Source organism: Kitasatospora sp. NPDC015120 (genome assembly GCF_043080305.1).
GTDB lineage: Bacteria > Actinomycetota > Actinomycetes > Streptomycetales > Streptomycetaceae > Kitasatospora.
In genome coordinates this window covers 64582-91472 of sequence record NZ_JBIBVJ010000019.1, presented here as the reverse complement: position 1 = coordinate 91472, position 26891 = coordinate 64582, and the positions used below count along the sequence as shown (strand labels likewise).

General features: G+C 74.8%; 18 protein-coding genes. 1 reads left to right on the top strand and 17 read right to left on the bottom strand.

Annotated elements, in window-relative coordinates; all coding sequences use genetic code 11:
• The 17 genes from ACF1AK_RS29825 to ACF1AK_RS29745 all read right to left on the bottom strand — a co-directional run bounded on the left by ACF1AK_RS29825 (position 1) and on the right by ACF1AK_RS29745 (position 24311).
• Positions 1 to 1530 carry a right-handed parallel beta-helix repeat-containing protein gene (locus ACF1AK_RS29825; RefSeq protein ID WP_391501971.1) on the bottom strand — a complete coding sequence of 510 codons (1530 nt, stop codon included), beginning with the start codon at positions 1528 to 1530 and terminating at the stop codon, positions 1 to 3.
• A 47-nt stretch (positions 1531 to 1577) separates the two neighbouring features.
• Entirely contained in the window at positions 1578 to 3527 is a 1950-nt protein-coding gene (locus ACF1AK_RS29820; RefSeq protein WP_391501942.1) for an alginate lyase family protein, read from the bottom strand.
• Complete coding sequence (locus ACF1AK_RS29815) at positions 3524 to 5719, bottom strand: bi-domain-containing oxidoreductase (protein WP_391501941.1); 2196 nt, start codon at positions 5717 to 5719, stop codon at positions 3524 to 3526. The genes ACF1AK_RS29820 and ACF1AK_RS29815 overlap by 4 nt, the downstream gene beginning before the upstream one ends.
• A 49-nt stretch (positions 5720 to 5768) precedes the next feature.
• Positions 5769 to 7703 carry an asparagine synthase (glutamine-hydrolyzing) gene (gene asnB, locus ACF1AK_RS29810; protein WP_391501940.1) on the bottom strand — a complete coding sequence of 645 codons (1935 nt, stop codon included), beginning with the start codon at positions 7701 to 7703 and terminating at the stop codon, positions 5769 to 5771.
• A gap of 3 nt (positions 7704 to 7706) precedes the next feature.
• Positions 7707 to 9236, bottom strand: coding sequence for a polysaccharide biosynthesis protein (locus ACF1AK_RS29805; RefSeq protein ID WP_391501939.1), 1530 nt, complete (start codon positions 9234 to 9236; stop codon positions 7707 to 7709).
• On the bottom strand, positions 9233 to 10666 hold the full coding sequence (locus ACF1AK_RS29800) for a polysaccharide biosynthesis protein (RefSeq protein ID WP_391501938.1): 1434 nt from the start codon (positions 10664 to 10666) through the stop codon (positions 9233 to 9235). The genes ACF1AK_RS29805 and ACF1AK_RS29800 overlap by 4 nt, the downstream gene beginning before the upstream one ends.
• The gene (locus ACF1AK_RS29795; RefSeq protein ID WP_391501937.1) at positions 10663 to 11928 is read right to left on the bottom strand and encodes a glycosyltransferase family 4 protein; all 1266 of its coding nucleotides are present in this window, start codon (positions 11926 to 11928) and stop codon (positions 10663 to 10665) included. The genes ACF1AK_RS29800 and ACF1AK_RS29795 overlap by 4 nt, the downstream gene beginning before the upstream one ends.
• The gene (locus ACF1AK_RS29790; RefSeq protein WP_391501936.1) at positions 11918 to 13231 is read right to left on the bottom strand and encodes a nucleotide sugar dehydrogenase; all 1314 of its coding nucleotides are present in this window, start codon (positions 13229 to 13231) and stop codon (positions 11918 to 11920) included. Before ACF1AK_RS29790 ends, ACF1AK_RS29795 begins: the two co-directional genes overlap by 11 nt.
• Positions 13232 to 13406: 175 nt before the next feature.
• The gene (locus tag ACF1AK_RS29785; protein WP_391501970.1) at positions 13407 to 14924 is read right to left on the bottom strand and encodes a sugar transferase; all 1518 of its coding nucleotides are present in this window, start codon (positions 14922 to 14924) and stop codon (positions 13407 to 13409) included.
• A gap of 639 nt (positions 14925 to 15563) precedes the next feature.
• Complete coding sequence (locus ACF1AK_RS29780) at positions 15564 to 16646, bottom strand: glycerate kinase (RefSeq protein ID WP_391501935.1); 1083 nt, start codon at positions 16644 to 16646, stop codon at positions 15564 to 15566.
• Positions 16643 to 17497, bottom strand: a complete 855-nt coding sequence (locus ACF1AK_RS29775; RefSeq protein WP_391501934.1) for a sugar phosphate isomerase/epimerase family protein — start codon at positions 17495 to 17497, stop codon at positions 16643 to 16645. Before ACF1AK_RS29775 ends, ACF1AK_RS29780 begins: the two co-directional genes overlap by 4 nt.
• On the bottom strand, positions 17494 to 18642 hold the full coding sequence (locus ACF1AK_RS29770) for a dihydrodipicolinate synthase family protein (RefSeq protein ID WP_391501933.1): 1149 nt from the start codon (positions 18640 to 18642) through the stop codon (positions 17494 to 17496). Before ACF1AK_RS29770 ends, ACF1AK_RS29775 begins: the two co-directional genes overlap by 4 nt.
• Before the next feature lie 99 nt (positions 18643 to 18741).
• Positions 18742 to 19893: a Gfo/Idh/MocA family protein gene (locus ACF1AK_RS29765; RefSeq protein WP_391501932.1), complete on the bottom strand. Its 1152-nt coding sequence runs from the start codon at positions 19891 to 19893 to the stop codon at positions 18742 to 18744.
• 98 nt (positions 19894 to 19991) lie between these two features.
• The gene (locus tag ACF1AK_RS29760) at positions 19992 to 20972 is read right to left on the bottom strand and encodes a hydroxyacid dehydrogenase (RefSeq protein ID WP_391501969.1); all 981 of its coding nucleotides are present in this window, start codon (positions 20970 to 20972) and stop codon (positions 19992 to 19994) included.
• A gap of 143 nt (positions 20973 to 21115) precedes the next feature.
• A complete protein-coding gene (locus ACF1AK_RS29755; RefSeq protein ID WP_391501931.1) occupies positions 21116 to 22021 on the bottom strand; it encodes a carbohydrate ABC transporter permease in 906 nt (301 codons plus the stop codon).
• Positions 22018 to 22965 carry a carbohydrate ABC transporter permease gene (locus ACF1AK_RS29750; protein ID WP_391501930.1) on the bottom strand — a complete coding sequence of 316 codons (948 nt, stop codon included), beginning with the start codon at positions 22963 to 22965 and terminating at the stop codon, positions 22018 to 22020. The genes ACF1AK_RS29755 and ACF1AK_RS29750 overlap by 4 nt, the downstream gene beginning before the upstream one ends.
• Positions 22962 to 24311, bottom strand: coding sequence for an ABC transporter substrate-binding protein (locus tag ACF1AK_RS29745; RefSeq protein ID WP_391501929.1), 1350 nt, complete (start codon positions 24309 to 24311; stop codon positions 22962 to 22964). Before ACF1AK_RS29745 ends, ACF1AK_RS29750 begins: the two co-directional genes overlap by 4 nt.
• 324 nt (positions 24312 to 24635) lie before the next feature.
• Between ACF1AK_RS29745 and ACF1AK_RS29740 the strand changes: the two genes are divergently transcribed.
• Entirely contained in the window at positions 24636 to 26567 is a 1932-nt protein-coding gene (locus tag ACF1AK_RS29740; RefSeq protein WP_391501928.1) for a DUF2264 domain-containing protein, read from the top strand.
• The last annotated feature ends 324 nt before the right edge of the window (positions 26568 to 26891 follow it).

The window sequence follows — 26891 nt, the reverse complement described above, 5'->3', positions numbered from 1 at the left end:
TCAACCACCCGCCCGCGGGGCGAAGGTGCTGCCGGTGTCCTGCCGGTAGGGGTCGCCCTGCCACCGCGCGGGGTCGAGCGGCCGGTCCGGGTCGTCGGCGACGAAGCTCCACGGACCCCGGTAGTCGTTGTCGTGCCAGCGGTTGTCCTGCCCGAGGGTGAGCGCCTCGGCCACCCGCTTGCCCTTGTACGGCGACCAGTCCGGATAGGTGCCGTAGTTGGAGAGCACCGCCATCCGGCCGCACTCCGTCGTGCACCCGACCACGGACGGGTCGAGGCTGAAACGGTTGTCGTGGATGTCCACCCGCTGGGTCTTCCACCGGCAGTCGCCGTACAGCGGGGCGGTGCCGATCGCCGGTTCCGCGCAGCTCGCGGTGTCCTTGACCAGCCGGGTGCAGTAGCCGGTCGAGGTGTTGGCCGGGCTGTTGCAGAACCGGTCGGCGTTCTCCCACAGGGTGATCCCGGACCAGTTGTCCTCCAGGACGTTGTGGTGGATCTCGATCCGGTCGGTGCGGGCCGGGACCCGCGGCTCCCCGCCGGACTCCGACAGGTAGACCGCCGCGTAGGGGAAGTTGTCGCCGTCGGCGGTGTGCCCGCGGCCCTCGGCCCAGGTGTTGCGCCGGACGGTGTTGCCCCGGACGACCGCGTTGTAGCTGGTCTCGTAGACCAGCGCGGCACCGTCGTTGGCCTCCAGCAGGTTGTCCTCGATCAGGAAGTCGTTGTTGTTGTTGTCCGCCCACAGCCCGGGTCCCCGGTTGTCGTGCACCCAGTTGCCGCGCACGTCGGCGCCGTCCACGGCCCAGAACTTGATGCCGCCGGTGCAGCCGCAGCCCGGCTGCTGCCGCTCCCAGTCGTCGGTGTTGTTGCCGGTGACCTCGTTGCCCTCCACCACCAGGCCCTTGATGGAGTCACCGGTCTTGTACGCGTTCATGCCGTACTGCCCGTTGCGGCGCAGGCAGCTGGCGCGCAGCTGCTGGTGGGCACCGGCCATCAGCCCGGCGCCGGAGTTGTCCTGGACGGTGGTGTTCTCGATCACCCAGCCGTCGGCCATGTCGTGGTTGACCACGCCCTCGTCGTGCGGCGCGACGAAGCCCTGCACGGTCAGGTGGCGGATGGTGACGCGGGGGGCGGTGCCGCTGAACGCGTAGTTGTTGGTGCGCCGGCCGTCGAGCACCGCGCCCGGCGCGCCGAGGTAGGTGTTGCCCTCCTTGGCCATCACCTGGGCGTAGCGGTCCGGTTGGAGCGTGTGGGTGCCCGGCAGCAGCCAGAACGTGGTGTTCGGGGGGCTGTTCCTGGTCTTCGCGGCCAGGTCGTCGACCACCGCGGGGTCGACCGTCACCGCGCCCGGCGGCGCCGTCGCCGGCCCCGGCGCCGCGTGGTCGCACACCCGGGCCGCGGCCGCCGGCCCGGACGGCGGGGCGGACGACGCGCCGCTCGGCCCCGCCGGGCCGGACGGCGTGCCGGTGCAGCCGGTGACCACCAGCAGCAGGGCCAGGGCCGGCGCCGCCACCCGTGCCACCGCCCGTGCCACCGACGCCCCCCGGGTCCACCTCGTGATCCGCACGCCCCGCCCCTTCCCTAGCCGCCGAACCCGAGGACGGTGACGAACCCCTGCGCGTCGTCGGCGGCACCGGTGCCGACCAGCGTGGTGGCGGGCTCCTTGCGTCCGAAGCCGGGGGAGTACCAGCCCAGCGGCGGTGCACTCTCGCCGCGGTGCGCCCGCCAGGACAGCTGCCCGGGCAGGTCGAGCACGGCGGAGCGGTCCTCGCCGTCCCGGGTCCAGGTCAGCACCGCCCGGTTGCCCGTCAGCTCGGCGGTGACCGCCGGGCCGAGGTGGAACGCCAGGCGCACGGCCCGGCGCGGGCCGCGCACCTCGTCGGTGATCCGCAGCTCCCGGCTCCCGGCGGTCAGCTCCACCCGGCGGCGGTGCACGGTGTCCTGGTAGCCGTCGTGCTCGGCGCACCAGCGGGCCGTCGTCCCGCCGGAGGACTCCGCGGCGAGGACGCGGCTGCGGGCGTGCCGGGTCCACAGGAACGGGCCGCCGGAGACGGACTGGTCGGTGCCGTCCAGCTCCAGGGTGTTGTGGCCCAGCGTCGAGCGGAAGTACCGCCGCCACTCGGGCTGCCCGTGGTAGCAGAACGTCCCCGGGTCGGCGAGCACGTCGACGCCGTCGTGCCGCACCTCCACGGACAGCGCGTCCGCGTGGGCGTGCGCGGCGATGGACAGGAAGCCGTGCGGCCCGCCGTCGCAGCGGCACCAGATATCCTCCCCGCCGCGCAGGACGGTCAGGCCCGCGTCGGGGAAGTGCGCCGGCCGGGCGGCCGGGCGGCGCACCGTGCCGTCCTGGCCGTACGGCCGGACGAGCGCGGCCAGCAGCGGGGTGCGCACATCGCCGCCGCTCACCGCGGGCCACCACGGGAGCCGGCCGAACACGGCCTCCCCGGTGGCCAGCAGCGAGCCCCAGCGGTCGGTGCCCGCGCCGTCCAGCACCAGCCCGTGCCCGTCGTCGGCGTCGCCCTGGCGCGGCGGCCGCAGCCGGTTGTCCACGACGGCCGCGAGCGCGTCGGTCATCCGCAGCAGCACGAGCCGCACGGTCCGGGGGACCGGCACGGCGGCGGCGTCCGCCTCGGCGACCGCGGCCAGGCCGAGTTCCAGGACGAGCCCGTGGTACTCGGTGGCCAGTTCGCGGTTGAGGCCGGAGGGGAAGGTGTTGGCGCGCAGGTTCCGCTCCAGCGACCGCAGCGCGGCGGAGCGCCAGCGCGGCGAGGAGGGGAACCAGCCGAACGCGCAGGCCGCGGCGAACTGCCCGGCGTCCTCGGCGATCACGTGGTTGTTCGCCGAGGACCCCCGGCTGGGGAAGGCGGCCAGCCAGCGCTGGTGGTGCCAGATCTGGTCCAGCGCCACCGGGTTCTCCTCGAACAGCGCGGGCGCGCCCGGCCAGCCGTCGAGCAGCCGGCGCACCCACACCCAGGACAGCAGCCGGATGCCCAGCTCGATGCCGCTGATCCAGTGCACGCCGCGCAGCGGGGGGTTGCCCGCCCACCAGGACCGCAGGTGCCCGGCCACCCGCTCGGCGTACCGCTCGTCCCCGGTGAGCGCGTAGGCGGCGGCGAGCACGGTCAGGTGCTGGTGCCGGGACGGCTCCCAGATCTGCTTGATGTCCCCGACCGCGTCCTCGTCGCGGTACGGCACGTCGAAGGCGTAGCCGGACGGCGCCCGGCGCCCGGTCCTCGGGTCGCGCCACCAGTCGGGGTCGGCCAGGTCGTCGCGCTCCACCCCGAAGTACTCGGCGTGCCCGTCCATCAGCCGGTCCGCCCCGGCGACCAGGCGTTTGACGGCGTCCGGCGGCACCGCGGCGAGTGCCCCGGCGGGCAGCACGGCGGTGAACCGGGCGCCGGCGACGGCCGGGCGGGGCGGCGGCGCCGCGCGCCACCGCCTGCGGCGCACCGCGTCGCCCACCCGGCCCCCGACCTCCCGCGGCCCCATCCGGGACAGCCGCCGCAGGTACCAGCCCGCGCTCATGGTCATCGCGGCCTCGCCAGCGACACCGGCGCGCCGCCGGCCAGCGCGGTCTGCACGGCGAGGGTGGCCGCCGTGGTGGCGACCAGCGACTCCAGCGGCACCGGCATCGGCCCGCCGGTCCGCACGGCCCTGACGAACGCGGCCAGTTCGTTGGACTGGCCCTTGTCCCGGGCCTTGGGCAGCCGCGAGCTGACCCACCGCTTGCCGCCGTACACCGAGGCGCGGACGAAGTCGTCGAGCTTGAGCACCTTGCCGTCGGCGAGCAGGTCCAGGGTCTCCTTGGGGAAGCCGGGCGCGCCGGTGGTGACGTAGCCGAGGGTGGCGGTGGAGCCGTCCGGGTAGCCCAGCACGACCTGGAGGTCCTCGTTGCCGGCCGGCGCGACCGCGTACACCGAGACCGGGTCGGCCCCCAGCAGCCAGCTCGCGGTGTCGATGAAGTGCCCGCCCTCGCCCGCGAACCGCGAACCCTCGGTGCCCTGCTGGAGGTACCAGCTGCCGTGCTGCAGCCGGCCCGCGTTGACCAGGTAGCGCAGGCTCGCCGGGCCGGTCCGGGTGCCGAACCGGCTCCTGGCCTCGCGCAGCAGCGGCGCGAAGCGGCGGTTGAAGCCCACCTGCAGCCGGTCGTTGCCGGACTCCTCCACCGCCGCGAGCACACCGGCCAGTTCGTCCTCGGTGAGGGCCAGCGGCTTCTCCACGAACACGGCCTTGCCGGCGAGCAGCGCCCGGCGGGTCAGCTCGGCGTGCGAGCTGTGCCGGGTGACCACGAACACCGCGTCGATGGCCGGGTCGCCGAGCACGGCGTCGAGGTCGGTGGTGGCCTGGGCGAAGCCGAACTTCCGCTGCGCGTTCGCCGCCGACAGCGCCGTCGTGGTGACGACCGTGGACAGCGCCACGCCCTCGCGGCGGGCCAGGTGCGGCAGCAGCATCGAGGTCGCGTAGTTCCCCGCGCCGACGAACGCCAGCCGCACCGGCGCGCCGGCCGGGCGCACCGGTGCGGACGCCCGGTCGCCGCGCCGCACCTCGGGCACCGCGGGGACCGCCACGGCGGGGGCCTCCGGCGTTCCCGCCGGCGCGCCCCCGGGGTAGCGGAACAGCACGGCCACGGCCTTCAGGTCGCCGTCCTGCAGACGCCGGTAGGTCTCGACGGCGTCGTCGAACTCGGCGACGTGGGAGACCAGCGGCTCCACGTCGACCCGGCCGCGGGCGAGGAGGTCGAGGAAGCACGCCAGGTTGCGGCGCTCGGTCCAGCGCACGTAGCCGATCGGGTAGTCCCGCCCCTGCAGCTCGTACTCCGGGTCGTAGCGCCCGGGGCCGTAGGAGCGGGAGAACCGGACGTCCAGCTCCTTCTCGTAGTACGCGTTCCACGGCAGGTCGAGCCGGCACTTGCCGATGTCCACGACCCGGCCGCGGTCCCGGGCCAGCCGGGCGGCCAGCTCGACGGGCTGGTTGCTGCCGCCGCCGGCCGCCAGGAACACGTGGTCCACGCCGTGACCGCCGGTGAGCTCGGCGACCGCGCCCTCCACCGCGGCGGACCCGGGATCCCCGCAGGCCGCGGCGCCCAGGCGCTCGGCGAGCTCGCAGCGCGCCGGGTCGGGGTCGGCCCCGACGACCCGCACCCCCGCCGCGGTCAGCAGCTGCACCACCAGCTGCCCGATCAGCCCGAGGCCGATGACCAGCGCCACCTCGCCGAGCTGCGGCTCGCCCTGGCGCACGCCCTGCAGGGCGATCGACCCGACGGTGCCGAAGGCCGCGTGCTGCGGCGCGAGGCCGTCCGGCACGGGGGTGTAGAGGTTCTTCGGCACCCAGTTCAGCTCGGCGTGCAGCGCGTGCTCGTTGCCGGCGCAGGCCACCAGGTCGCCGACCTTGACGTCGTCGATCCCGGCGCCGACCTGCTCGACCACCCCGCACAGCGAGTAGCCCAGCGGGGTGTAGGAGTCCAGCTTGCCCATCACCTTGCGGTAGGTGGCGGGCAGCCCGTTGACGGCCACGCTCTGCATGACCTTGGCCACCTGGTCCGGACGCGAGCGGGCCTTGCCCACCATCGACATGCCGGCCTCGGACACCTTCATCAGCTCGGTCCCGGTGGAGATCAGCGAGTAGGCGCTGCGGACCAGCACACCGCCCGGCTTGCACCCCGGCACCGGCACGTCGAGCACCGCCAGCTCGCCGCTCTTGTAGTTCTGCACAACCTGTTTCACCGGAAGTCCCCTTGTTCCTCTGCCGTTGGGTGAGCGCCGCGCCCGGGCGCTACGCCGTCGAATGGGTGCTGTGGCCGGAGCGTGCGGTCGCGCCGCGGTACCAGTGTTCGAGGGTCAGCACGTGCCACAGGTGCTTGGAGTAGTCCTGCTTCCCGGCGGCGTCCTCGGCGACCAGCCGCGCCAGCGCGTCGCGGCGCAGGAAGCCGGAGCGGACCAGCTCGCCGTCGTTCACCACCTCGCGCACCAGCGGTGCCAGGTCCCGGCTCATCCAGGCCCGCAGCGGGGCGCTGAACAGGCCCTTGGGCCGGTACACGATCTCCCGGGGCAGGACCGAGGCGGCCGCCTCCTTGAGCACCGCCTTGCCCTGGCGTCCGACGATCTTGCGGTCGCCCGGCACGGCGAACGCCGCCCTGACCACCTCGACGTCCACGTACGGCACCCGCACCTCGGTGGAGGCGGCCATGCTGGAGCGGTCGGTGTACGCGAGGTTCAGGCCCGGCAGGAACATCCGGGCGTCGCCCAGGCACATCCGGTTGACGAAGTCGTCGAGGTCGTTGTCCTGGTAGACGTCCGCGTGCTCGGTCAGCACGTCGTCGACCGTCCCGGCCAGGTCCGGATCGACCAGGGCGAGCAGCTCCTCCCGGTCGTACATGGTGTAGCTGCGCCGGAACGCGGTCTCCTCCGGGAGCTCGGCGAAGGAGAGGAAGCGCTTGGCGAACCGCACCGAGCGCAGCCCCCGGCGGGCCGTGGCGACCGGCAGCCGGTCCACCGCCGCGGCCAGTCCGCGCCGCAGCGGGCGCGGCACGCGCTGGTAGCGCAGCGCCAGCCGGTTGGCCAGGTGCTTGCGGTAGCCGGCGAACAGCTCGTCGGCGCCCATCCCCGAGAGCATCACCTTGACCCCGGCCTCCCGGGCGGCCGAGCAGATCAGGAAGGTGTTGATCGCGGCGGGGTCGCCGATCGGCTCGTCCAGGTGGTAGGTCATCCGCGGCAGCAGGTCGAGCACGTCCGGGGCGATCTCGATCTCGTGCAGGTCGACGCCGAACCGCCGGGCCACCTGCCGGGCGTAGCGCAGGTCGTCCGGCATCGCCTCGAACCTGGCGTCCTCGGCGCGGAAACCGATGGTGTAGGCGGAGATCCCGGGCCGGTCGCGGGCCGCCAGCGCGGTCAGGTAGCTGGAGTCCAGCCCGCCGGAGAGGAAGGTCGCCACCGGGACGTCCGAGAGCAGGTGACGCCGGGTCGACTCCTCGACGACGGCCGCGAGGTCCGGCAGCTCGCCGGCGCGGGCCCGCTCCCGGCCCTCGGCGGCGACCTCCCGCAGGTGCCAGAACCGGCCGCGCTCCACCCGGCCGTCGGGCCGGCAGCGCAGCCAGCTGCCCGGCGGCAGCTTCTCCGCCTCGCGGAAGGCGCACCGCGAGTCCGGCACCCAGTAGTACAGCAGCGAGGCCACCAGCGCCGCGTGGTCCACCTCCAGCGACCCGCCGGTGGCGGCCGCCAGCGCCTTGAGCTCGGAGGCGAAGACCAGGCCTTCGCCGCGGCGGACCAGGAACAGCGGCTTGATGCCGAGCTGGTCGCGGACGAGCACCAGCTCGCCGGTGCGCTCGTCGAAGACCCCGAACGCGAACATGCCGCGCAGCCGGGGCAGGCAGTCCGTGCCCCAGCGCCGCCACGCCTCCAGCAGCACCTCGGTGTCGGAGGTGCCGCGGAAGCGCACCCCGGCGGCCTTCAGTTCGGCCCGCAGCTCGGGCGCGTTGTACAGCTCGCCGTTGTACGTCAGGACGAGGCCGTCGGAGACCATCGGCTGGGCGCCGGTCTCCGACAGGTCGACGATGGCGAGCCGGCGGTGCCCCAGGTGCACCTCGCCGTCGCCGACGGGATGGCTGTAGCGGCCCGCGCCGTCCGGTCCGCGGTGGGCGAGGGTGTCGGTGAGCAGGTCGGTCACGACCTTCCCGTCCGGCCACCGGTACGTGCCCGCGATGCCACACATGTCCTACCGCACCTCCTGGTCACTGTCCGGGACCCGTGTGGTCCACAAGGTCGTGCGCCCGGTCCGCCGCCGGCCGGTCCCGCTCTGCCGGACCGGCCGCTCGTAGCGCCCGCGCGTCACGATGTGCGGCCGGTCCCAGAGCGTGCCGTCGGTCCGGTCGCGCGGATCGGGGTCGATCAGCACCACGCCGATCACCGCGATGCGCTGGTCGGCGAGCTGACGCGCCACGGTGTGCAGCCACGCGGCGCTGCCGCGCCCGGCCCGCACCACCAGCACGGTCCGCTCGCCCAGGTACCGCAGGTCGCTCCAGGCCGTGCCGGGCGCCACCGAGCCGACGCCGATCCGGCGCTGCGGGGACGGCGCGTCCCCGGCGGGCTCGCCGCGGACCACGGCCGGGCCGTCCGGCGCCGTCCGGCGCCCGGCGAGCTGCGGGCCGGGCAGGCCGTCGACCACCACCACCGGACCCTCCGGCGCCAGCGCGGCCGCGAGGTCCAGGGCGATCGCCGCGGTGCTGCGGGCACAGCCCAGGTCCAGCAGTGACACCGCGTCCGAGGACTCGCGCACGGCGCGGGCCAGGGTCGTGGTGAGCCTGGTCCGGGCCGTGCGGGTCCGTGGGAGCTGCCAGCGCCCGGCCGGCGGCCGGGGCACCCGGCGCAGCTCGGCGATCACCGACGCCCCGAGGTGGGCCGCGATGTCCCGGCGCAGCACCGGGCGGTCCGCCACCACCGCGCCGATCGCGCTCACCGTGAGCCCGAGGACGAGCCCGAGGACGAGCCCGATCGCGGCGTCGGTGGCGGCGGTCCTGGCGAGCGAGCGCGGCACCGCGTGCGGGGCGTCCACGATCTGCGTGCCGGCCACCAGCCGGGGCGTGCCGGTGTGCGCCTCCGCGGCGCGCCGGGTGAAGTCGGTGATCCGCGAGCCGAGTTCGGCCCGGCTGGCGTACAGCGCCTCCAGCCGGGCGGACGCCTTCGGCCCGCTCTGCTGCGGGGTGTCCCCGATCTCCTGGTTGACCTGGGCGAGTTCCTGCTGCATCCGGTCGCGCTGGTCGAGCAGGGACTTCGCCTCGGCGTCCGCGGCCTCGTTGATCCGCCGCACGTGGTCCGCGACGAACGCGTCGGCCAGCGCCTTCGCCCGGGCCACCGCCTCCTCCTCGGTGCGTGCCTTCACGGTGATCTGCAGCAGGTTGTTGGTCAGGCCGAGGCCTCCGTAGTCCGCCAGGAAGTCCACCGGCCTGTCCGCGGACCCGACGGCCTTCAGGGCCGCACCCGCGATCCCCACCGTCTGCAACAGGGCGGCGTCGGTGCGGATCAGGGTGCCGGGATCGTTCGGGGAGTCCGCCTGGTGCGCGACCAGCACCGTGGTCACCGCGCTCGGCGGGGCCGGGCGCAGCACCGCCGCCGCCGTCCCGGCCAGCAGGCCGAGCAGCGCCAGGCAGCACCAGAAGCGCCGGCGCCTGCGCACCGCGACCACCAGTCCCTGGAGGTCGACCAGGGGAGGGGCGGCCGGCGACTCCGGCGTCGTACTCGTCGTCACCCCGTGCCTCTCCCCGTCTCGTCGCCGACCGTGAGCGCCGGCCGGGCGCCGCTCGCGAGCGCCGGCGTGGCACCCTCCGCGAGCGCCGGCGTGCCGCCTTCCGTGAGCGCCGGTGCGGCGCCGTCCGACCGGCGCCCGGACGACCGCTTCGCCCGGTTCCGCACCGCGGCGGCGACGACGACGCCGACGATCTCGTGCCCGGCGTCCGCGCACGCCCCGGCGACGCCGCCGAGCTCCGCCCCGGTCCAGTGGCCCGCGCTCAGCACGACCAGGACCCCGGACTCCTCGTCACGGTCCGGCACCAGCGGCCGGGACACCGGAACCCCGACCACCCGCAGCAGCGGATCGCCCCCCGCCTCGGCGGCGAGCTGCCCGGCCGCCCGGCGGGCCGTCCCGTCGCCGTCCGGGACGACGACCAGCAGCTCCCGGGGGGAGGCCGGCCGCTCCCGCAGACGGGCGCACACCCGCCGGTAGCGGATCCGCCGGCCGGCCTCGTCCCCGGAGGCGTGCGGGACCGGCAGGTCCCACCGGACGTCGGTGCCCAGCAGCCGGCGGACCAGGGCCCGCGGGCCCCCGGCCCCGGACCGCCGCGTCGCGCGGTCCCCGGGGACGTCGACGGTGCCGAGGAGCACCGAGCCCAGCGCCGCGGCGATCTCCGGTTCGGTGCGCAGCCGGCGGCTCGCCCGGGCCGCGGCGAGATGGCCGACGACCGCGAGCAGGAGGAACGCCAGCGCCCCGCCGGCGACGAGTTGCGTCGTCGTCGGCGCGGTCGCCGCCTCCGGCCGGGCGGCCGGTCCCAGCACGACCATGGTGGCCTTGCCGGCCGCCGGGTCGACCTGCTCCAGCTTGCCGACCGCCTCCTGCAGCGCGGTGCGCAGCTTCGCCAGCTCGGTGCGGGTCTGCACGCTCTCCACCGTCTGCCCCGGATTCGCCGAGTCCGCCAACTCGGTGATGCGGCGGCTGGCCTGCGCCACCAGCTGCCGCAGGGCCTGCGGCTGCGAGGCCTCGGCATCGCTGCCGTCGCCCGTGAGCCGGGCGGCGAACGCCACGAACTGCTGCGCCACCTGGTCGGCGAGCTGCTGCGCCTGCTCCGGGGTGTCGCCGGTGCCCGAGACCTTGATGATGTTCCCGTCCGCGGCCGTGGCGCTCACCCGGTCCCGCAGCCCGGCGCCGGTCCAGGGCCGCCCGAGCGTGGCGGCCGCGCGGTCGAGCACCACCGAACTGGTCGCGAGCTGCGCCTGGGTCATCAGCTCGCGTTCCTGCCACGCCCCCGGCAGCAGCACCGAGGCCGCCGTGGAGTACCGCGGCGGGAACAGCAGCGAACTGCCGTAGCCGACGAGCGCACCCACCACGGCGAGGACGGCGAGCAGCCGCCAGCGCCGACGGAGGACGCGGCCGACCATGACCAGGCGTATCGCTTCCTCGCTCAACGGTGCGGCCTCTTCCCGGCCCGGCCCCGGCGGCCGGACGGCCCCGGAGCGCCGTCCCGGCAGGCGGCGTCGTAGGCGGCGAGCAGCGAGCGCTGGGAGTTCCGCCAGGCGAGCGGCCCGTTGATCCGCTCCTGGCCGGTCTTGCCCATCCAGGCGCGCCGGTCCGGGTCGTCCAGCAGCTCCGCGACGAGCTCGGCGAACCGCGACTCGTCGTTGGCCGGCGCGTAGACGGCCGCGTCACCGGCGGAGACCCGGGCCTCGCGCAGGTCGAAGGAGACGATCGGCCGGCCCATGACCATGTACTCCAGGACCTTGTTCATGGTCGACACGTCGTTGAGCGGGTTGCGCGGGTCGGGGGACAGGCAGACGTCCGAGGTGGACAGGTAGCGCGCCAGGTCGGCGTCCGGGATCCGCCCGGTGAACTCCACCTGGTCCGCGAGCCCGAGCCGCCGGGACAGCTCCACCATCGCCTCGAAGGTGTCGCCGGCGCCGATGAACACCGCGTGCCAGTCGGTCCGTCCGACCTCGTCGCGCAGCTTGGCCAGCGCCCGCAGCGCGTAGTCGACGCCGTCCTGGGGGCCCATGACGCCGAGGTAGCACAGCAGATGGGGCTTTCCGCGCTTGAGCTCCGGCTCGGGCTCCACCGGCCGGAACCGCTCGGTGTCGGGCGCGCTGCGCACCACGAAGACGTCCTCCGGCCGCAGGCCGCCACGGCGCAGCGCGGTGTCGCGGTAGCTCTCGTTCGTGGCGAGCACGACGTCCGCGGCCCGGTAGGTCAGCCGTTCCAGCGCGCACACGCCGCGGTAGAGCAGGTCCTCGCCGCGGTCGAACCGGGACAGGTACAGCTCCGGGACGAGGTCGTGCTGGTCGAACACGAACCGGGCGCCGCGCCGCTTCAGCCACAGCGCCGGCAGGAACAGCAGGTCGGGCGGGTTGCAGGCGTGGACCACGTCGACCGGGCCGACCCTGCGGGCCAGCCGGGCCGTGTGCCACAGCGCCGAGCCGTACTCCCGGAGGTAGCCGGCCGGCCCTCCGGTGGCGGCGCGCAACGGGTAGCGGTGGATCCGCACCCCGTCGATCACCGCCTCCGGCTCCGTGTCCCGCTTGCTCCCCCGCGGACAGATGACGTCCACCGTCCAGCCGGCGTCGCGCAGCGTCGTGCACTCCTGCCACACCCGCCGGTCGAACGGCACCGAGAGGTTCTCCACCAGGACCAGCGCGCGACGGCCCCGCCCGTCGCGGCCGGCAGCGTCACCAGGCAAGGCCCACGTACCCCGGCTCGGCCCGGCGCGCGGCGGCGTCGGGCAGGTGGACGAGGTCGACGATCAGCGGGCCGTCCCCGTGCGGCAGCGCCGACAGCACGGCCGGGTCCTTCGTCCCCACCACGCACACCTCGGCGTGGCCGAGCACCTCCTCGACGGAGTCGGTGAGCAGCTGCGCCAGGTGCGGCAGCCTGGTCTCGATGTACTCGCGGTTCGCGCCGAGCAGCCGGGAGAGGTTCACGTTGGGGTCGTGGATCCGCAGGTCGTAGCCCTTGCCGAAGAGCCGCTCCGCCAGCTCGACGAGCGGGCTCTCGCGCAGGTCGTCGGTGCCGGGCTTGAAGGACAGGCCGAACAGGCCCACCCGGCGCTTTCCGGTGCGCTCGACCAACTCCAGGGCGCGCCGCAGGTGTTCGGCGTTGGAGGGCAGCACGTGGGAGAGGATCGGCACCGCGACGTCGGCCCTCTGCGCCGCGTGGACCAGGCTGCGCAGGTCCTTGGGCAGGCAGGAGCCGCCGAAGGCGAAGCCGGGCCGCAGGTAGGCGGGGCTGATGTTCAGCTTGTGGTCGGCCAGGAACACGTCGATCACCTGATGCGAGTCCACCCCGAGCGCCCGGCAGACCGCGCCCAGCTCGTTGGCGAAGCCGATCTTGAGGCCGTGGAAGGCGTTGTCCGCGTACTTGATCGCCTCGGCGGTCGGGACCGGCACCCGGAACACCTCGCCGGGCAGCCCCTCGTAGAGCGCCGCGACGACGTCGCCGCTGTGCGGGTCGAGCTCGCCGATGACGGTCTTGGGCGGGTCGAAGAAGTCCCGCACGCTGGTGCCCTCGCGCAGGAACTCCGGGTTGACCGCGACCCCGAAGTCCACCCCGGCGGTGCCGGCGTACTTCTCCAGGATCGGCACCAGCAGGTTCAGGCAGGTGCCCGGGAGCATGGTGCTGCGGAACACGACGGTCTGCCGCCCGCCCCGCTCGGCCACCGCGGCACCGATCTCCTCGGTGACCCGCTCCAGGTAGGTGGTGCACAGGCTGCCGTTGGGCTCCGACGGGGTGCCCACGCAGACCAGCGACACCTCGCTGCCCATGATCGCCTCGCGGACGTCCGTGGTCGCCCGTAACGTCCCGGCCCGCACGACCTCGGCGATCATCTCGCCGATCCGCTCCTCGACCACCGGGGCCTTGCCGTCGTTGACCAGGTCCACCTTCACCTGGTTGACGTCCACCCCGATGACCTCGTGGCCCAGGCTGGCCAGGCACGCGGCCGACACGCAGCCCACGTAGCCGAGCCCCAGGACACTGACCCTCATGAAACGTTCCTCCCCTCGGGCAGGCCCTTGTGGCCGGCCATCCGCGCGTCGATCGGACGACGCCCCCCACGCACCCCGCGCGCCCCGCGGGTTCCACAAGTCCCACACGTTCCGCATGTTCCGCATGTCCCGTACGTCCCGCACGACGCCCCGGGCGCCCGGCGCCTTCCGCGCATCAGTAGGCCCCCTGCCCCTGGAGCACCGCGCGCAGCGTCTTCCAGAGGATCACCGCGTCCAGGGCGAGCGACCAGTCCTCCACGTACCGCAGGTCCAACCGGACGGCCTCCTCCCACGGAAGGTCGCTGCGCCCGCTGATCTGCCACAGGCCGGTGAGCCCGGGCTTGACGAGCAGCCGCCGCCGGATGTCCGGCCCGTACGCGGCCGACTCCTCCGGCAGCGGCGGCCGCGGACCGACGAGTGACATCGATCCGGCCAACACGTTGAACAGCTGCGGGAGTTCGTCGATCGAGTAGCGCCGCAGCACCCCGCCCACCCTGGTCACCCGCGGATCGCGGCGGAGCTTGAACAGCAGCCCGGCGCCCTCGTTGCGGGCGGCCAGCTCGGCCCTGGCCCGGTCGGCCCCGGCGGTCATGGTGCGGAACTTGACCAGGGTGAACTGCCGGCCGTCCTTGCCGACCCGGGGCTGCCGGTAGAACGCCCCGCCCTCGCTGTCCGCCATCACCAGCAGTCCGACGAACACCATCAGCGGCGCGAACAGGATCAGCAGGATCACCGCGCCCAGCCGGTCGACGACCTCCTTGACCGCCCGCGGCCCCCCGGTGAAGGTCGGCATGCTGACCCGCAGCATCGGGATGCCGAGCACCGCGTCGACGTGCAGGCGCGGTCCGGCGACCTCCATCAGCACCGGGGCCACGACCATCTCCGCGTCGCCGCCCTCCAGGTTCCAGGCCAGCCGCTGCAGCCGGTCCGGCGTCCAGTACGGGTCCGGGGTGATCGCCACCACGCGGAACCCGTCGCGGCGCACGTGGTTGGCGACGTCCGACAGCCGGCCGACCACCGGCACCCCGTCCAGCCGGTCACCGCCCGGCCCGAGCGTGTACGGCGTGCACACCGCCTCGACCTTCCAGCCGAGGTGGGGGAACTTGCGGGTGCGAGCGATCAGGTCGCGCACCGTCGCCGGGCTCCCCGCGGCGAGCACCGGGCGCAGGCACCGGCCCTCGTTGCGCCTGCGGTGCAGCCAGACGCGCAGCAGGTATCGCTCGGTCATGGTGACGGCCGTGATCGCCGGGATCGCCACGAAGATCCAGAGCTTGATGTTGTGCGAGGTGAGGGCGATCCCGCCGAGCGACAGGACGACGGCCGCCGTGAACAGCGCGCGCCCGAGCCGGCGGAACTCCTCGGCACCCTGGCCGAGCACGGCCGGCACCCAGGACCGGGTCACCGCCAGTGAACCCAGCACCAGCAGCTCGGTGCCGAAGGCGAGAATTCCCCATTTCTCGTGCCAGTTGGCGGCGTCCCGGACCCCGAAGAAACCGCCTATCGCCGCCACCACGAATGCGGTGGCCATGGTATCGCTGGTGATCACCGTCCGGCGGTACTGCTGTTCCCAGTCGATCCCCGGCCGGGTGATCTTCCCGCCGGCCGGAGGACGCCGCTGTGCCGATTGCGCCGATTGCGCCGACGGTAACGGGCGGACCGTTTCCCCTTCCCCCTGCTTCGCATTCCGTTCCAGGTCACCCGTGGGTTCGACGTGCTCGCTCCACACGATTCCTCCCCCCGGGAGGCTTGCGCCTCCCGTGCTGCTCCTCCCTAGGGGAGCCCCCGCCCTCCCGTCGTTCCGCGCTGTTCCTGCCGGCGGGAGTCCCCACTCCCGCGCACGCCAAATACCGCTCTCGCAGCGCTTGTTGAACATCCCGCCGAACGTCGGCGGGCTCGCCCCGGCCGGAGCCCCGAGGTGCACGGGGAACTGCCGGCGGGTCGCCCCCTTGCGGCCGGGGCCCCGCGTTCGGGCCCCGGGAATCGATCTCCCCCATACTGCCGCCGGGGACGCGACGGTCCGCCGTCCTCGGCGCCGGACCAGTGGATCAGGAGGGTGTCGCCCGTGTCCGCCGGTGAGCAGTGAAGTCAATCTAGAGCATCCGGGAGCTCCAAAGAGGGGGATATGTGAAACGTGCACTCGAAATTTGACGACGGATCCACCGGACCGCCACCGGTGGCGGCGGCCCGGCGGCGAATGCCCGCGCGGTGACCTGCGGCGACAAAGGTGCGGGAGATCGTCTTGAAATGGCCGGGCGCGGCGTCCGGACGGCCGGGCGGGGCGGGGGATTGGACAAACCTCGCGCGCACCTCGGCCGTCCGGTGCGGGGGCGGCTCAGCCCGCCGCGTGGGTGCGGGCCAGGCGGGCGCCGGCGGCGGTGAGCCAGTGGGCGGCCCGGGCACGGGCGTCGGCCGGATCGCCGGACAGCTCCGTGAGGGTGAGCGCGCCGGGGCCGGTGGCCTCGCCGGCGACGACCCGGGCGGGGACACCGGCGCGCCCGGCGCGGGCGAGCACCTCGCCGACCGCCTTGCCGAGCAGGCTGGTGGCGTCGAAGCGGCCCTCGCCGGTGATCACCAGGCCGGCCCCGGCGAGGGCCCGGTCGAGCCCGGTCAGTTCGGCCACCGCCGCCGCGCCGGGGACCACCCGGGCGTCCCAGGCGGTCATCAGGCCGTACGCGGTGCCGCCCGCCGCGCCCGAGCCGGGGAGCGCCGGGTCGCCCCCGAGCAGCTCGGCGAAGCGGCGCAGCCCCGCCTCCAGGACGGCGACGAGCGCCGGGTCGGCGCCCTTCTGCGGTCCGTAGACCGCGGCCGCTCCGGTGGGGCCGAGCAGCGGGTTGGTGACGTCGGCCAGCAGCCGGACACCGCCCGGCGGCGCGGGGCGCAGGGCGGTGCGGTCGAGCCGGTGGGCCCGGGTGAGGGCGCCGCCGCCGTCCGGGAGGCGGGCGCCGGTGTCGTCCAGCAGGCGCAGGCCGAGGGCGGCCAGCAGCCCGGCGCCGCCGTCGGTGGACGCCGAGCCGCCGAGCGCGACGGTCACCCGCCGCGCCCCGGCGTCCAGCGCGGCGGCGATGGTCTCGCCGGTGCCGCGGGTGCCGGCCGTGAGCGGGGCGAGGGCCCCGCCGAGCAGCGGCAGGCCGCCGGTGTCGGCGAGTTCGACCAGCGCGGTGCCGTCCGCCAGCAGCGCGTAGCGTCCGGTGACCGGCCGTCCGTCGGGGCCGGTGCAGCCGGGGACCGGGTGCACGACGGCGCCGGGGAGGGCCGCCGCGAGCGCGTCGAGGGTGCCCTCCCCGCCGTCGGCCATCGGACGGATCAGCAGTTCGTCGTCCGGCCGCACCGAGCGCCAGCCGGCGGCCAGGGCCAGGGCGGCGTCCCGGGCGGCGACGGTGCCCTTGAAGGAGTCCGGCGCGAGGACGACCCTCACGGCCGGGCCAGGTGGGTGAGGTGGCGCTCGATCAGGGTGCGCAGCGTCAGCTCGCCCGGGGTGTCCCAGATCTGCTGGTTGAAGATCTCGACCTCGATCCAGCCCCGGTACCCGGCGGCGGTGACCAGGTCGGTGAGGGCGCGGAAGTCGATGTGGCCGTCGCCGACGTGACCGCGGCCGAGCAGGGCGTCGGCGGGCAGCGGCAGGGTCCAGTCGCACACCTGGTAGGAGGCGATCCGCTCCTCCCGCCCGGCGCGGGCGATCTGCTCGCGCAGCGCCGGGTCCCACCAGACGTGGTAGCTGTCCACGACGACGCCCACCTGCCGGGCCGGGTGCGGGGCGGCGAGATCGAGCGCCTGGCCCAGGGTGGAGACCACCGCCCGGTCGGCGCAGAACATCGGGTGCAGCGGCTCGATCGCCAGCCGCACGCCGAAGTCGCCCGCGTGCGGAGCGAGTTCGCCCAGCAGGTCGGCGACGGCGGCGCGGGCGCCGACCAGGTCGCGGCTGCCGGCCGGCAGGCCGCCGACGACCAGCACCAGGGTGTCGGTGCCCAGCTCGGCGGCCTCCTCGATCGCCCGGAGGTTGTCGGCGAGCGCGGCCCGGCGCTCCTCGGGCCCGGTGGCGGTGAGGAAGCCGCCCCGGCACAGGCTGCTGACGGCGAGTCCGGCGTCCCGGCAGAGCTTCGCGGAGCGGGCCAGCCCGGTCTCGGCGACCTTGTCGCGCCAGAGCCCGATGGCCGGGATGCCGGCGTCCACGCAGCCGCGCACCGCCTCCGGGAGGCTCCAGCCCCGGGTGGTGATCTGGTTGAGCGACAGCCTGTCCAGGCCGTTCACCGCGGGCGTGCCGCTCATGCCGTCACCCCCGCGACCGCGAGCAGCCGGCGCATCCGGGCGGCCGCGAGGTCCGGGTCGGGGAGGACCCCGGCGGCGTCCGCCAGCCGGAACAGCTCCACCAGGTGGGGCACCGAGCGTCCGCTCTGCGCACCGCCCACCATGGTGAAGTGGTCCTGGTGGCCGGCCAGCCAGGCGAGGAAGACCACCCCGGTCTTGTAGTGGAAGGTCGGTGCGGCGAACAGGTGCCGGGCCAGCGGCACGGTCGGCGCGAAGAGGTCCTCGTAGCGGTCGAGGTCGCCCTCGTCCAGTGCCCGCAGCGCCGCCGCGGCGGTGGCCGCGATCGGGTCGAAGACGCCCAGCAGCGCGTGGCTGTGGCCGAGTTCGTCACCGCGGATCAGCTCGGGGTAGTGGAAGTCGTCGCCCGTGTACATCCGCACCCCGGCCGGCAGGGCGCGGCGCAGGGCGATCTCCCGGCCGGCGTCCAGCAGGGAGACCTTGATGCCCTCGACCCGGTCGGCGTGCGCGCCGATCAGCTCCAGCACGGTGGCGGCGGCCGCGTCGAGGTCGGTGGAGCCCCAGTAGCCGGCGAGCGCGGGGTCGAACATCTCGCCGAGCCAGTGCAGCAGCACCGGCTGCTCGGAGGCGGCGATCAGCCCGCCGTAGACCTCCAGGTAGTCCTCCGGGCCGCGGGCGGCGGCGGCCAGGGCACGGCTGGCCATCAGGATCGGCCGGGCGCCGGCCTCCTGGACCACGGCCAGCTGCTCCTCGTAGGCGGCCCGGACGGCGTCCAGCGGGTGGGGGCCGGGGGCGAGCTGGTCGGTGCCGACGCCGCAGGCCAGCCGGCCGCCGCAGGCGCGGGCCGCGCCGCCGGAGCGGGTGATCAGCTCGCGGGTGGCCGGCCAGTCGAGGCCCATGCCGCGCTGGGCGGTGTCCATCGCGTCGGCGACGCCGAGGCCCAGCGACCACAGGTGGTGGCGGAAGGCGAGGGTGGCGTCCCAGTCGACGGCGGCGGGGGCGCCGGGGGCGTTGTCGCCCAGCGGGTCGGCGACCACGTGGGCGGCGGCGAAGGCCGTCCGCGAGCGGGCGGCGATGGGCGAGGCCGGCAGGGCGGCGGGCTCGCGCAGCCGGATCCGGCCGTGGCCGGGCAGGTCGATCTCGGTCATGGTGTCAGCGCAATCGTCTCGTCGGCGGGCGGCTGCGGGGCGGGCGGTTCCCCGGCGGCCGGGTGCGTGGTGGCCGGCCCGGGTGCGGCCGGCGGGCCGTCACAGGGACAGCTCGGGGACGTCCAGCCGGCGTCCCTCGCGGGCGGAACGCAGGCCGAGCTCGGCGAGCTGCACGCCCTTGGCGCCCTCCAGAAGGTCCCAGTGGTACGGGGATCCGGTGGTCACGTGGCGCAGGAACAGCTCCCACTGCGCCTTGAAGCCGTTGTCGAACTCCTCGTTGTCCGGCACCCGCTGCCACTGCGCGCGGAACGGCTCGGTCGCCGGCAGGTCCGGGTTCCAGACCGGCTTGGGGGTGGCCGCACGGTGCTGGAAGCGGCACTCGCGCAGCCCGGCGACGGCGCTGCCCTCGGTGCCGTCCACCTGGAACTCCACCAGTTCGTCGCGGTCCACCCGGACCGCCCAGGAGGAGTTGATCTGGGCGGTGATGCCGCCCTCCAGCTCGAACACGCCGTACGCGGCGTCGTCGGCGGTGGCCCGGTAGGGCCGCCCGCGCTCGTCGGTGCGCTCGGGGATGTGGGTGGCGGTGTGCGCGTACACCGAGCGGACCGGGGCGATGATGCCGTCCAGCACGTAGCGCCAGTGCGGGAACATGTCGAGGACCATGCCGCCGCCGTCCTCGGCGCGGTAGTTCCAGGACGGCCGCTGGGCCTGCTGCCAGTCGCCCTCGAAGACCCAGTAGCCGAACTCGCCGCGCACCGAGAGGATCCGGCCGAAGAACCCGCCGTCCACCAGCCGCTTGAGCTTGCGCAGGCCGGGGAGGAAGAGCTTGTCCTGCACGGCGCCGTTGCACACCCCGGCGTCGCGGGCCAGGCGGGCGAGGTCGAGCGCGGCCTCCAGCGACTCCGCGGTGGGCTTCTCGGTGTAGATGTGCTTGCCGGCGGCGATCGCGGTGCGCAGCGCGGCCTCCCGGGCGGGGGTGACCTGGGCGTCGAAGTAGACCTCGGCGAGCGGGTGGGCGAGGGCCTCGTCGAGCGAGGTGGTCCAGTGGGTGAGGCCGTGCCGCTCGGCGAGGTCCTTGAGCTTGTCGGCGCTGCGGCCGACCAGGATGGGCTCGGGCCACAGCGTCTCGCCGTCGCCGAGCGGCAGGCCGCCCTGGTCGCGGATGGCCAGGATGGAGCGGACCAGGTGCTGGCGGTAGCCCATCCGGCCGGTGACGCCGTTCATGACGATGCCGATCACCCTGCGGGACATGGGGGTTCTCCGATTCGTTGCTGGTGCGGGGGAGCGCGTGGTGCGGGGGTGGTGGGAGGCGCTGCGCGGGCGCGCGGCCCGGGGGCGCGCGCCGGGGCTCACGCGGTGCGGTGGACGTCCTCGGCGAGGACGGGGTGGGCGAACGGCTGCCCGGCGGTGTAGCGGGCGAGTTCGTCCGCGGCGGCCGCGGCCATCCGGTGCAGCTCGCCGCCGAGGGAGCCGGCCACATGGGGGGTGAGCACGACGTTCGGCAGGTCGTAGAGCGGGGAGTCGGCGGGCAGCACCTCGGGCTCGGTGACGTCGATGACGGCGTCCAGCCGGCCGGAGGCCGTCTCGCGCACCAGCGCCTCCTGGTCGACCAGGGAGCCGCGGGAGGTGTTGACCAGGGTGGCGCCGTCGCGCATCAGCGCGAGCCGGCGGCCGTCGATCATGTGCCGGGTGGCCGGGAGCTCGGGGGCGTGCACGCTCACCACGTCGGAGGCGGCGCACAGCTCGTCCAGCCCGACGGCGCGCGCGCCGAGCCGGGCGGCCTCGGCGGGGTCGACGTAGGGGTCGTGCAGCAGCAGGTCGAGGTCGTGCGGGCGCAGCAGCTCCAGCACCCGCCGGCCGATCCGGGAGGCGCCGACGATGCCGACGGTGCGCCGGTAGTTGCCCGCCGTGGCGTACGCCAGCTGCCAGTCGTACGGGGCGCGGCGGCGCCGGTACTCCTCGCGGATCGGCAGCAGCCGCTTGTTGGCGAGCAGCACGACGGCGACGGTGTACTCGGCGACCGGCAGGGCGTTGGCCCAGGCCGCCGAGGTGACCTGCAGACCGCGGCGCCAGCAGGCGTCGGTGACGTGGTGCTTGACCGAGCCGGCGGCGTGGATGACGGCGGTCAGCCGCGGGGCGGCGGCCAGCACCTCCTCGTCGATCGGCGGGCAGCCCCAGCTGGAGACGATCACCTCGGCGTCGGCGAGTGCCGCGCGGGCCCCGGGGGTGGTGAAGTCGTCCAGGACGAGCGCCGGGTCGAGATCGGCCAGCGCGGTGAGCCGGGCCATGGTGTGCGGGTCGATCAGGCGGCCGGCGAGCTCGCGGTGCATGGCGAGGACGGCGCGGGGGCGGCAGGCTGGCCGGCTGTCGGGCACGGTGGTCTCCCGGTCGGGCGAAGGGGCGGACGCGGTCCCGGCGGCGGTGCCGCTCACGGGGGAGGCGGGGTCGGGGGAGGGGGAGGCGGGGTCCGGGGTCACTTGACGCTCCCCGCGGTCAGACCGGCCTTCCAGTGCCGCTGGAGCAGCACGAACGCGAGCACGAGCGGCACCACGGCGAGCAGCGAGCCGGTGATGACCAGCGGGTAGTACTCGGGGAAGGCCTTGGTCTGGGCGTTCCAGCTGAACAGGCCGAGGCTGACCGGGAAGAGCCGGTTGTCGGAGAGCATCACCAGCGGCAGGAAGAAGTTGTTCCAGATCGCGGTGAACTGGAACAGCAGCACGGTGACGAAGCCGGGCATCACCATCCGCAGCCCGATCGACCAGAAGGTCCGCAGCTCCCCGGCGCCGTCCATCCGGGCGGCCTCCAGGACCTCGTTCGGCACGTAGCCGGCACAGAACACCCGGGCCAGGTAGACGCCGAACGGGTTGACCAGCGAGGGGATGAAGACCGCCCAGAAGGTGTTGACGATGCCGAGCTCGGAGGCCAGCAGGTACATCGGCAGGGCGAGCGCCGTGGTGGGCACCAGCACGCCGAGCAGCACCAGGCCGAACAGCTTCTCCTTGCCGGGGAAGCGGTAGACGTGGAAGGCGTAGCCGGCCGCGACGCACACCAGTGCGCACAGCAGGGAGCCGATCCCGGCGTACAGCAGCGAGTTGAGGTACCAGCGGAAGTAGATGCCGTCGCCGGTGGAGGCCAGGTCGCCCAGGTTCCGCCCGAGCTGGAAGTTGTCGGCCCCCAGGGAGTTGCCGCCGAGCAGGTCGGCGGTGTTCTTGGCGGAGGCGGTGAGCAGCCAGCCGAGCGGCCACAGGGTGTAGAAGGTGGCCAGCAGCAGGGTGCCGTTCACGGCGGCCTTGGAGAGCGTCCAGGGGCGGCGCGGGCGGCCGGAGCGCTCCGGCCGGGCGGGCGGGGCGCTGCTGGGGCGGGTGGCGGTGGTGGTCATGCGTCGGCCTCCCGGCGGCGTTCGGAGCGGCCCCGGGTGAGCCGGGTGACGGCGAAGGAGAGCCCCGCCGCGGCGAGGGCCAGCAGCACCGAGGCGGAGGCGGCGAGGCCGTAGTCGTGGCGCTCGAAGGCGGCCGTGTAGGCGTACATGTTCGGGGTCCAGGAGGAGGTGACGCCCGGCGAGGTGCCGTAGAGGATCATCGGCTCGGTGAACAGCTGGAGCGAGCCGATCACGGTGAACAGGCCGACCATGGCGATCGACGGCCGGATCAGCGGCACCTTGATGCTCAGCGCGGTGCGCAGCGGCCCGGCGCCGTCGACGACGGCGGCCTCCAGCACCGAGCGGTCGATCGCCTGCAGGGCGGCGTAGAAGATGACCAGGTTGTAGCCGGTCCACTGCCACAGCGCCATGTTGACGACGGCGGGCAGCGGGTGGCCGAGCGGGTCGGGCTGCGTCCCGAGGCTCTCCAGCACGTCCAGCACCGGGCTGATGCCCGGGGTGTAGAGGTACATCCACAGCAGGGCGGCGATGATGCCGGGCACGGCGTGCGGGATGAACAGCGTCAGCTGGAAGAAGCGCCGGGCGCGGGCCAGCGTGGAGTCCAGCAGCAGGGCCAGCACCAGCGCCAGGCCGGTCATCAGCGGGATGTAGATCAGGCAGTACTGCGCGGCGGTCAGGAACCCGCCGCGGAACGCCTCGTCGCCCAGGGCCCGGGTGTAGTTGCCGAGCCCGGTGAAGACCGTCTCGGCGTCGCCGAAGCCGAGGCCGTCACGGCGTTCGGTGAACAGGCTGAGCTTGATCGCGTAGCCGATCGGGATCAGCGTGCACGCGGTGAAGAGCACGAGGAACGGGGCGAGCAGCACCGCCGGTGCCCCGTACCGCCCGCGCCGCCGCCGGCCGGCGGCAGCGCGGACGGTACGGCCGGGATGGGTGCCGGTGGTCACTGGGCGACCTTCAGTCCGCGGTTCTTGAGCTCGGCGAGGGTGGCCTGCTGCGCGGTGTCGAGCGCCTGGTCGACGGTGCCGCTCCGGTCGGCGACCTTGCCGAAGGAGTCCTTCAGCGAGCCGTTGGTGAGGCCCATCGCCGGGCCCCAGGTCCAGCCCGGCTTGATCGACTTGGCGGCGTCCGCGTACAGGGCGTAGAGGTCCTGGCCGCCGTAGAAGTCGGTGTTGAAGGCCTGCTTGGCGACCGGCACCAGCTCGGCGGCGGCCGGGTAGGCGGAGGAGGTTCCGGAGGAGATCCGGGCCTTGAAGCCGTCGGCGGTGGTGGTCGCCCAGGTGGCGAACTCGACGGCGGCCTTGGCCTTCTTGCTGTCCTTGGACACGGCGAAGGTGGTGCCGCCGAGCATGCCGCTGGCGGGGGTGCCGTCCCAGCTGGGCATCGGCGCGGCCGCCCAGGTGCCGTTGACCTCGGGGGTGGTGCCGACGTTGGCCTTGAGGACGCCGCCGCCCCAGGTGGCGCCGAGGTAGCCGGCCGTCTCGCCCTTCTGCAGGGACGCGGTCCACTGCTGGCTGAAGGACGGCATGACGCGCACGAGGTCCTCGTCGGCCAGCTTCTGCCAGTACTCGGAGACCTTGCGGGTCTCCGGGCCGGTCAGGTCGGTCTTCCAGGCCTCGTCGGCGGCGGTGAACCAGTGGGCGCCGTTCTGCCAGGCCATCGCCTCGAAGGTGGTCGGGTCGTCGGGGAAGAAGGTGGCGATCCGGGTGTCCGGCTGGGCGGCCTTCAGCTGCTGCGCCGCGGTGCGGAACTCGTCCCACGTCCGGGGCACGGTGATGCCGGCCTTGGCGAAGAGGTCCTTGCGGTAGTAGAAGACCTGGGGCGCGGCGTCCAGCGGCAGGGCCCAGGTGCGGCCGCCGAGCGAGGTGAGCTCGACGGCCTGCGGCAGGTACTTGGCCTTGAGGTCGGCGCCGACGAGCTTGCTGATGTCCTGGACGGCGCCCTGGCTGACGAAGTCCGGCAGCTGCGGGTACTCGACGTTGAAGACATCGGGGGCGTTGCCGGCCTTGACCGCGTTGGAGAGCTTGGCGTAACCGCCGGCGGCGCCCGCCGGGATCTCCTCGAAGGTGACCTGGATGTCCGGGTGGCTCGCGTTGAACGCGGCGACCACGTCCTTGGTGCCCTTCGCCCAGCCCCAGAAGGTCAGGCTGACCGGCTTGCCGTCGTCCGCGGCGGCCCCGGCCCCGTCCCCGCTGCTGCCGCAGGCCGCGAGCAGGGTGACACAGAGCGCGGCGGAGGTGGCGGTGGCGGCGAGGCGGAGGGCTCTGCGCCGGGAGAGGGGGGTCGAGCGCATGGGTGGGCTCCTTACGGCGAGGGTGCGTGGGCCCCTGGACGGTCGGCTCCGACCGGGACCCGCAGAGGGTGGGGGCGATTGGCTGTCATCCTGAGCAGGTCGGCGATCGGAGTCAAGAGATTCGGATCAAATGATCCGACCTGATCGACCGTGGCGACCCCTCGAAGGGGCAGCCTGACCTCCGAGAATGCCGAAAAATCGGGGCATTGGGTCGATCGTGGGGCAACATTACAATCCGATCAAGCCGTCCATTTGATCGCGCCAGCTTGACGAATGATCAGGTGCTGCCTAGATTCCGGCTCACCACCCCATCACGGAGGACCCATGCGCCTGCCCCCGGAGGACCGCGACCTCAGCCCGCACACCGGCTGGACCAGGGAGCACTGGGAGGCGGTCGCCGACGCCCTGCTGACCGCGGTGCGCCCGTACGCGAGCCCCGGCGGTGCGCTGATCGACCTGCCCGGCCCCCGTCCCAGCCGCTCCGGGCGCCGCTCCGACGGCCTGGAGGGCTTCGCCCGCACCTTCCTGCCCGCCGCCCTGCGGGTGGCCGGCGCGGGCGGCGCCGACCCGCACGGCCTGCTGGCGCACTACGCCGCCGGACTCGACGCGGGCACCCGCACCCCCACGGCCGAGCGCGACCTCGCCGACGGCGACCGCGAGTCCTGGCCGCTGATCACCGACCGGGGCCAGGCCATGGTCGAGGCCGCCTCCATCGCCTTCGCGCTGCGCCTCACCCGCCCCTGGCTCTGGGACCGGCTGCCCGGACCCGTGCGCGACCGGGTCGGCCGCTGGCTCGCCGACGCCCTGCACCGGGTGCCCAACGACAACAACTGGTGGCTCTTCCCGCTGTCCGTCGGCGGCTTCCTCGCCGAGGCCGGCATCGCCGAACCCGAGGCCCGCGCGGCGGTCCGCCGCGGGCTGGAGCACATCGACCGCTGGTACCTCGGCGACGGCTGGTACACCGACGGCCGCCCCCGCGCCTTCGACCACTACAACGGCTGGGCCCTGCACCTCTACCCCGTCCTGCACGCCCACCTCGCCGACGACCGGGCCCTGCGGGCCGAGTACGGCGAACGCCTCGCCGCCCACCTGGCCGGCTACGCCCACACCTTCGGGGCCGACGGCGCGCCCCTCCACCAGGGCCGCTCGCTCACCTACCGCTTCGCCGCCACCGCGCCGCTCTGGGCCGGGGCCCTCACCGGCCACACCCCGCTCGCCCCCGGCACCACCCGCCGGCTCGCCTCCGGGGCCCTGCGCCACTTCCTGGACCGCGGCGCCGTCGACGACCGGGGCCTGCTCACCCTCGGCTGGCACGGGCCCGACCTGCGGCTCGTCCAGGTCTATTCCGGCCCCGCCTCCCCGTACTGGGCCGGCAGCGCCTTCCTCGGCCTGCTGCTCCCGCCCGGCCACCCGGTGTGGACCGCCACCGAGGGCCCGGCCCCCGCCGAGGAGCGCGACACCGTGCTCGCCCTGCCCGGGCCCGGGTGGCTGGTGCAGTCCACCGCCGCCGACGGCCTGGTCCGGCTGCACAACCACGGCAGCGACGACCAGCCCGCGGACGCCGTGGGCCCCGACGACCCGCAGTACGCGCGGCTCGCCCACTCCACCGCTACCGGGCCGTCCTTCGAGGGCCCCGCCGACAACCACCTCGCCCTGCTGACCGGCGACGGACCCACCGAACGCGGCCGCGTCCACCCGCTCGGCACCGGCCCCGGCTGGGCCGCCTCCCGCTGGCACCCGCGCGTCGGCGGCCGCGAGGTGCCCGGCGTCACCGTCACCTCGCTCACCCTCGCCCACGGCGCCGAGGAGCTCCGGGCCCACCTGGTCACGGGCGGGGCGGCGGGGACCCCGGTCACCCAGACCGGCTGGGCCGTCGCGGGCACCCGCACCGAGCAGCACCTCGCGGCAGGCGTCCGGGCCGACGGGCGGCTCGTCTCCGAACTGCACGCCCTGCACGGCTTCACCGCCGCCGACAGCGCCGCGGTCCCCGGCGGCACCGCCTTCGGCCCCGAGGCGGCGCTGCCCCGGCTCACCGGCGCACTGCCCGCCACCGGCCCCGCCCTGTTCGCCTGCACCGCCCGGCTCACCGCCGCCGCCCACCCGCCCGCCCTCGCCGACGCCCTCACCCTGGAGGCCCGGCCCGACGAACGGGACCCGCAGGCCGCCGTGCTGACCGTCCGGCCCGCCGGCGCCCCGGCCCTGCGGATCCGGCTGGCGCCGGGCGCGGTCACCGTTCGTCCCGTCGACCAGGAGTGAGCCGCCGTGCCCCTCGCCTCCCTCGGCGTTGCTGCCCGGCCGCCTCGCCTCCCTCGGCGTTGCATGCAGGCTGTGGCCGGGCCGCTGCCCGACCGTGCTGCCGGCCTGCTGGTTCAACCCCGGCCGCTTCTGCGGCCGGCGCCGGGCGCGGTCACGGTTCACCGCGTCGAACGGGGGTGAGCCGCGGTGCCCCTCGCCTCCCTCGGCATTGCGTGCCCGCTGCGCCCGGGTGCCGTCCGGCCGTGCTGCCGTGGCCTGCTGGTTCAACCCTGGCCGCTGCTCCGGCCGGCGCCGGGCGCGGTCACCGTCCGTCCCGTCGACCAG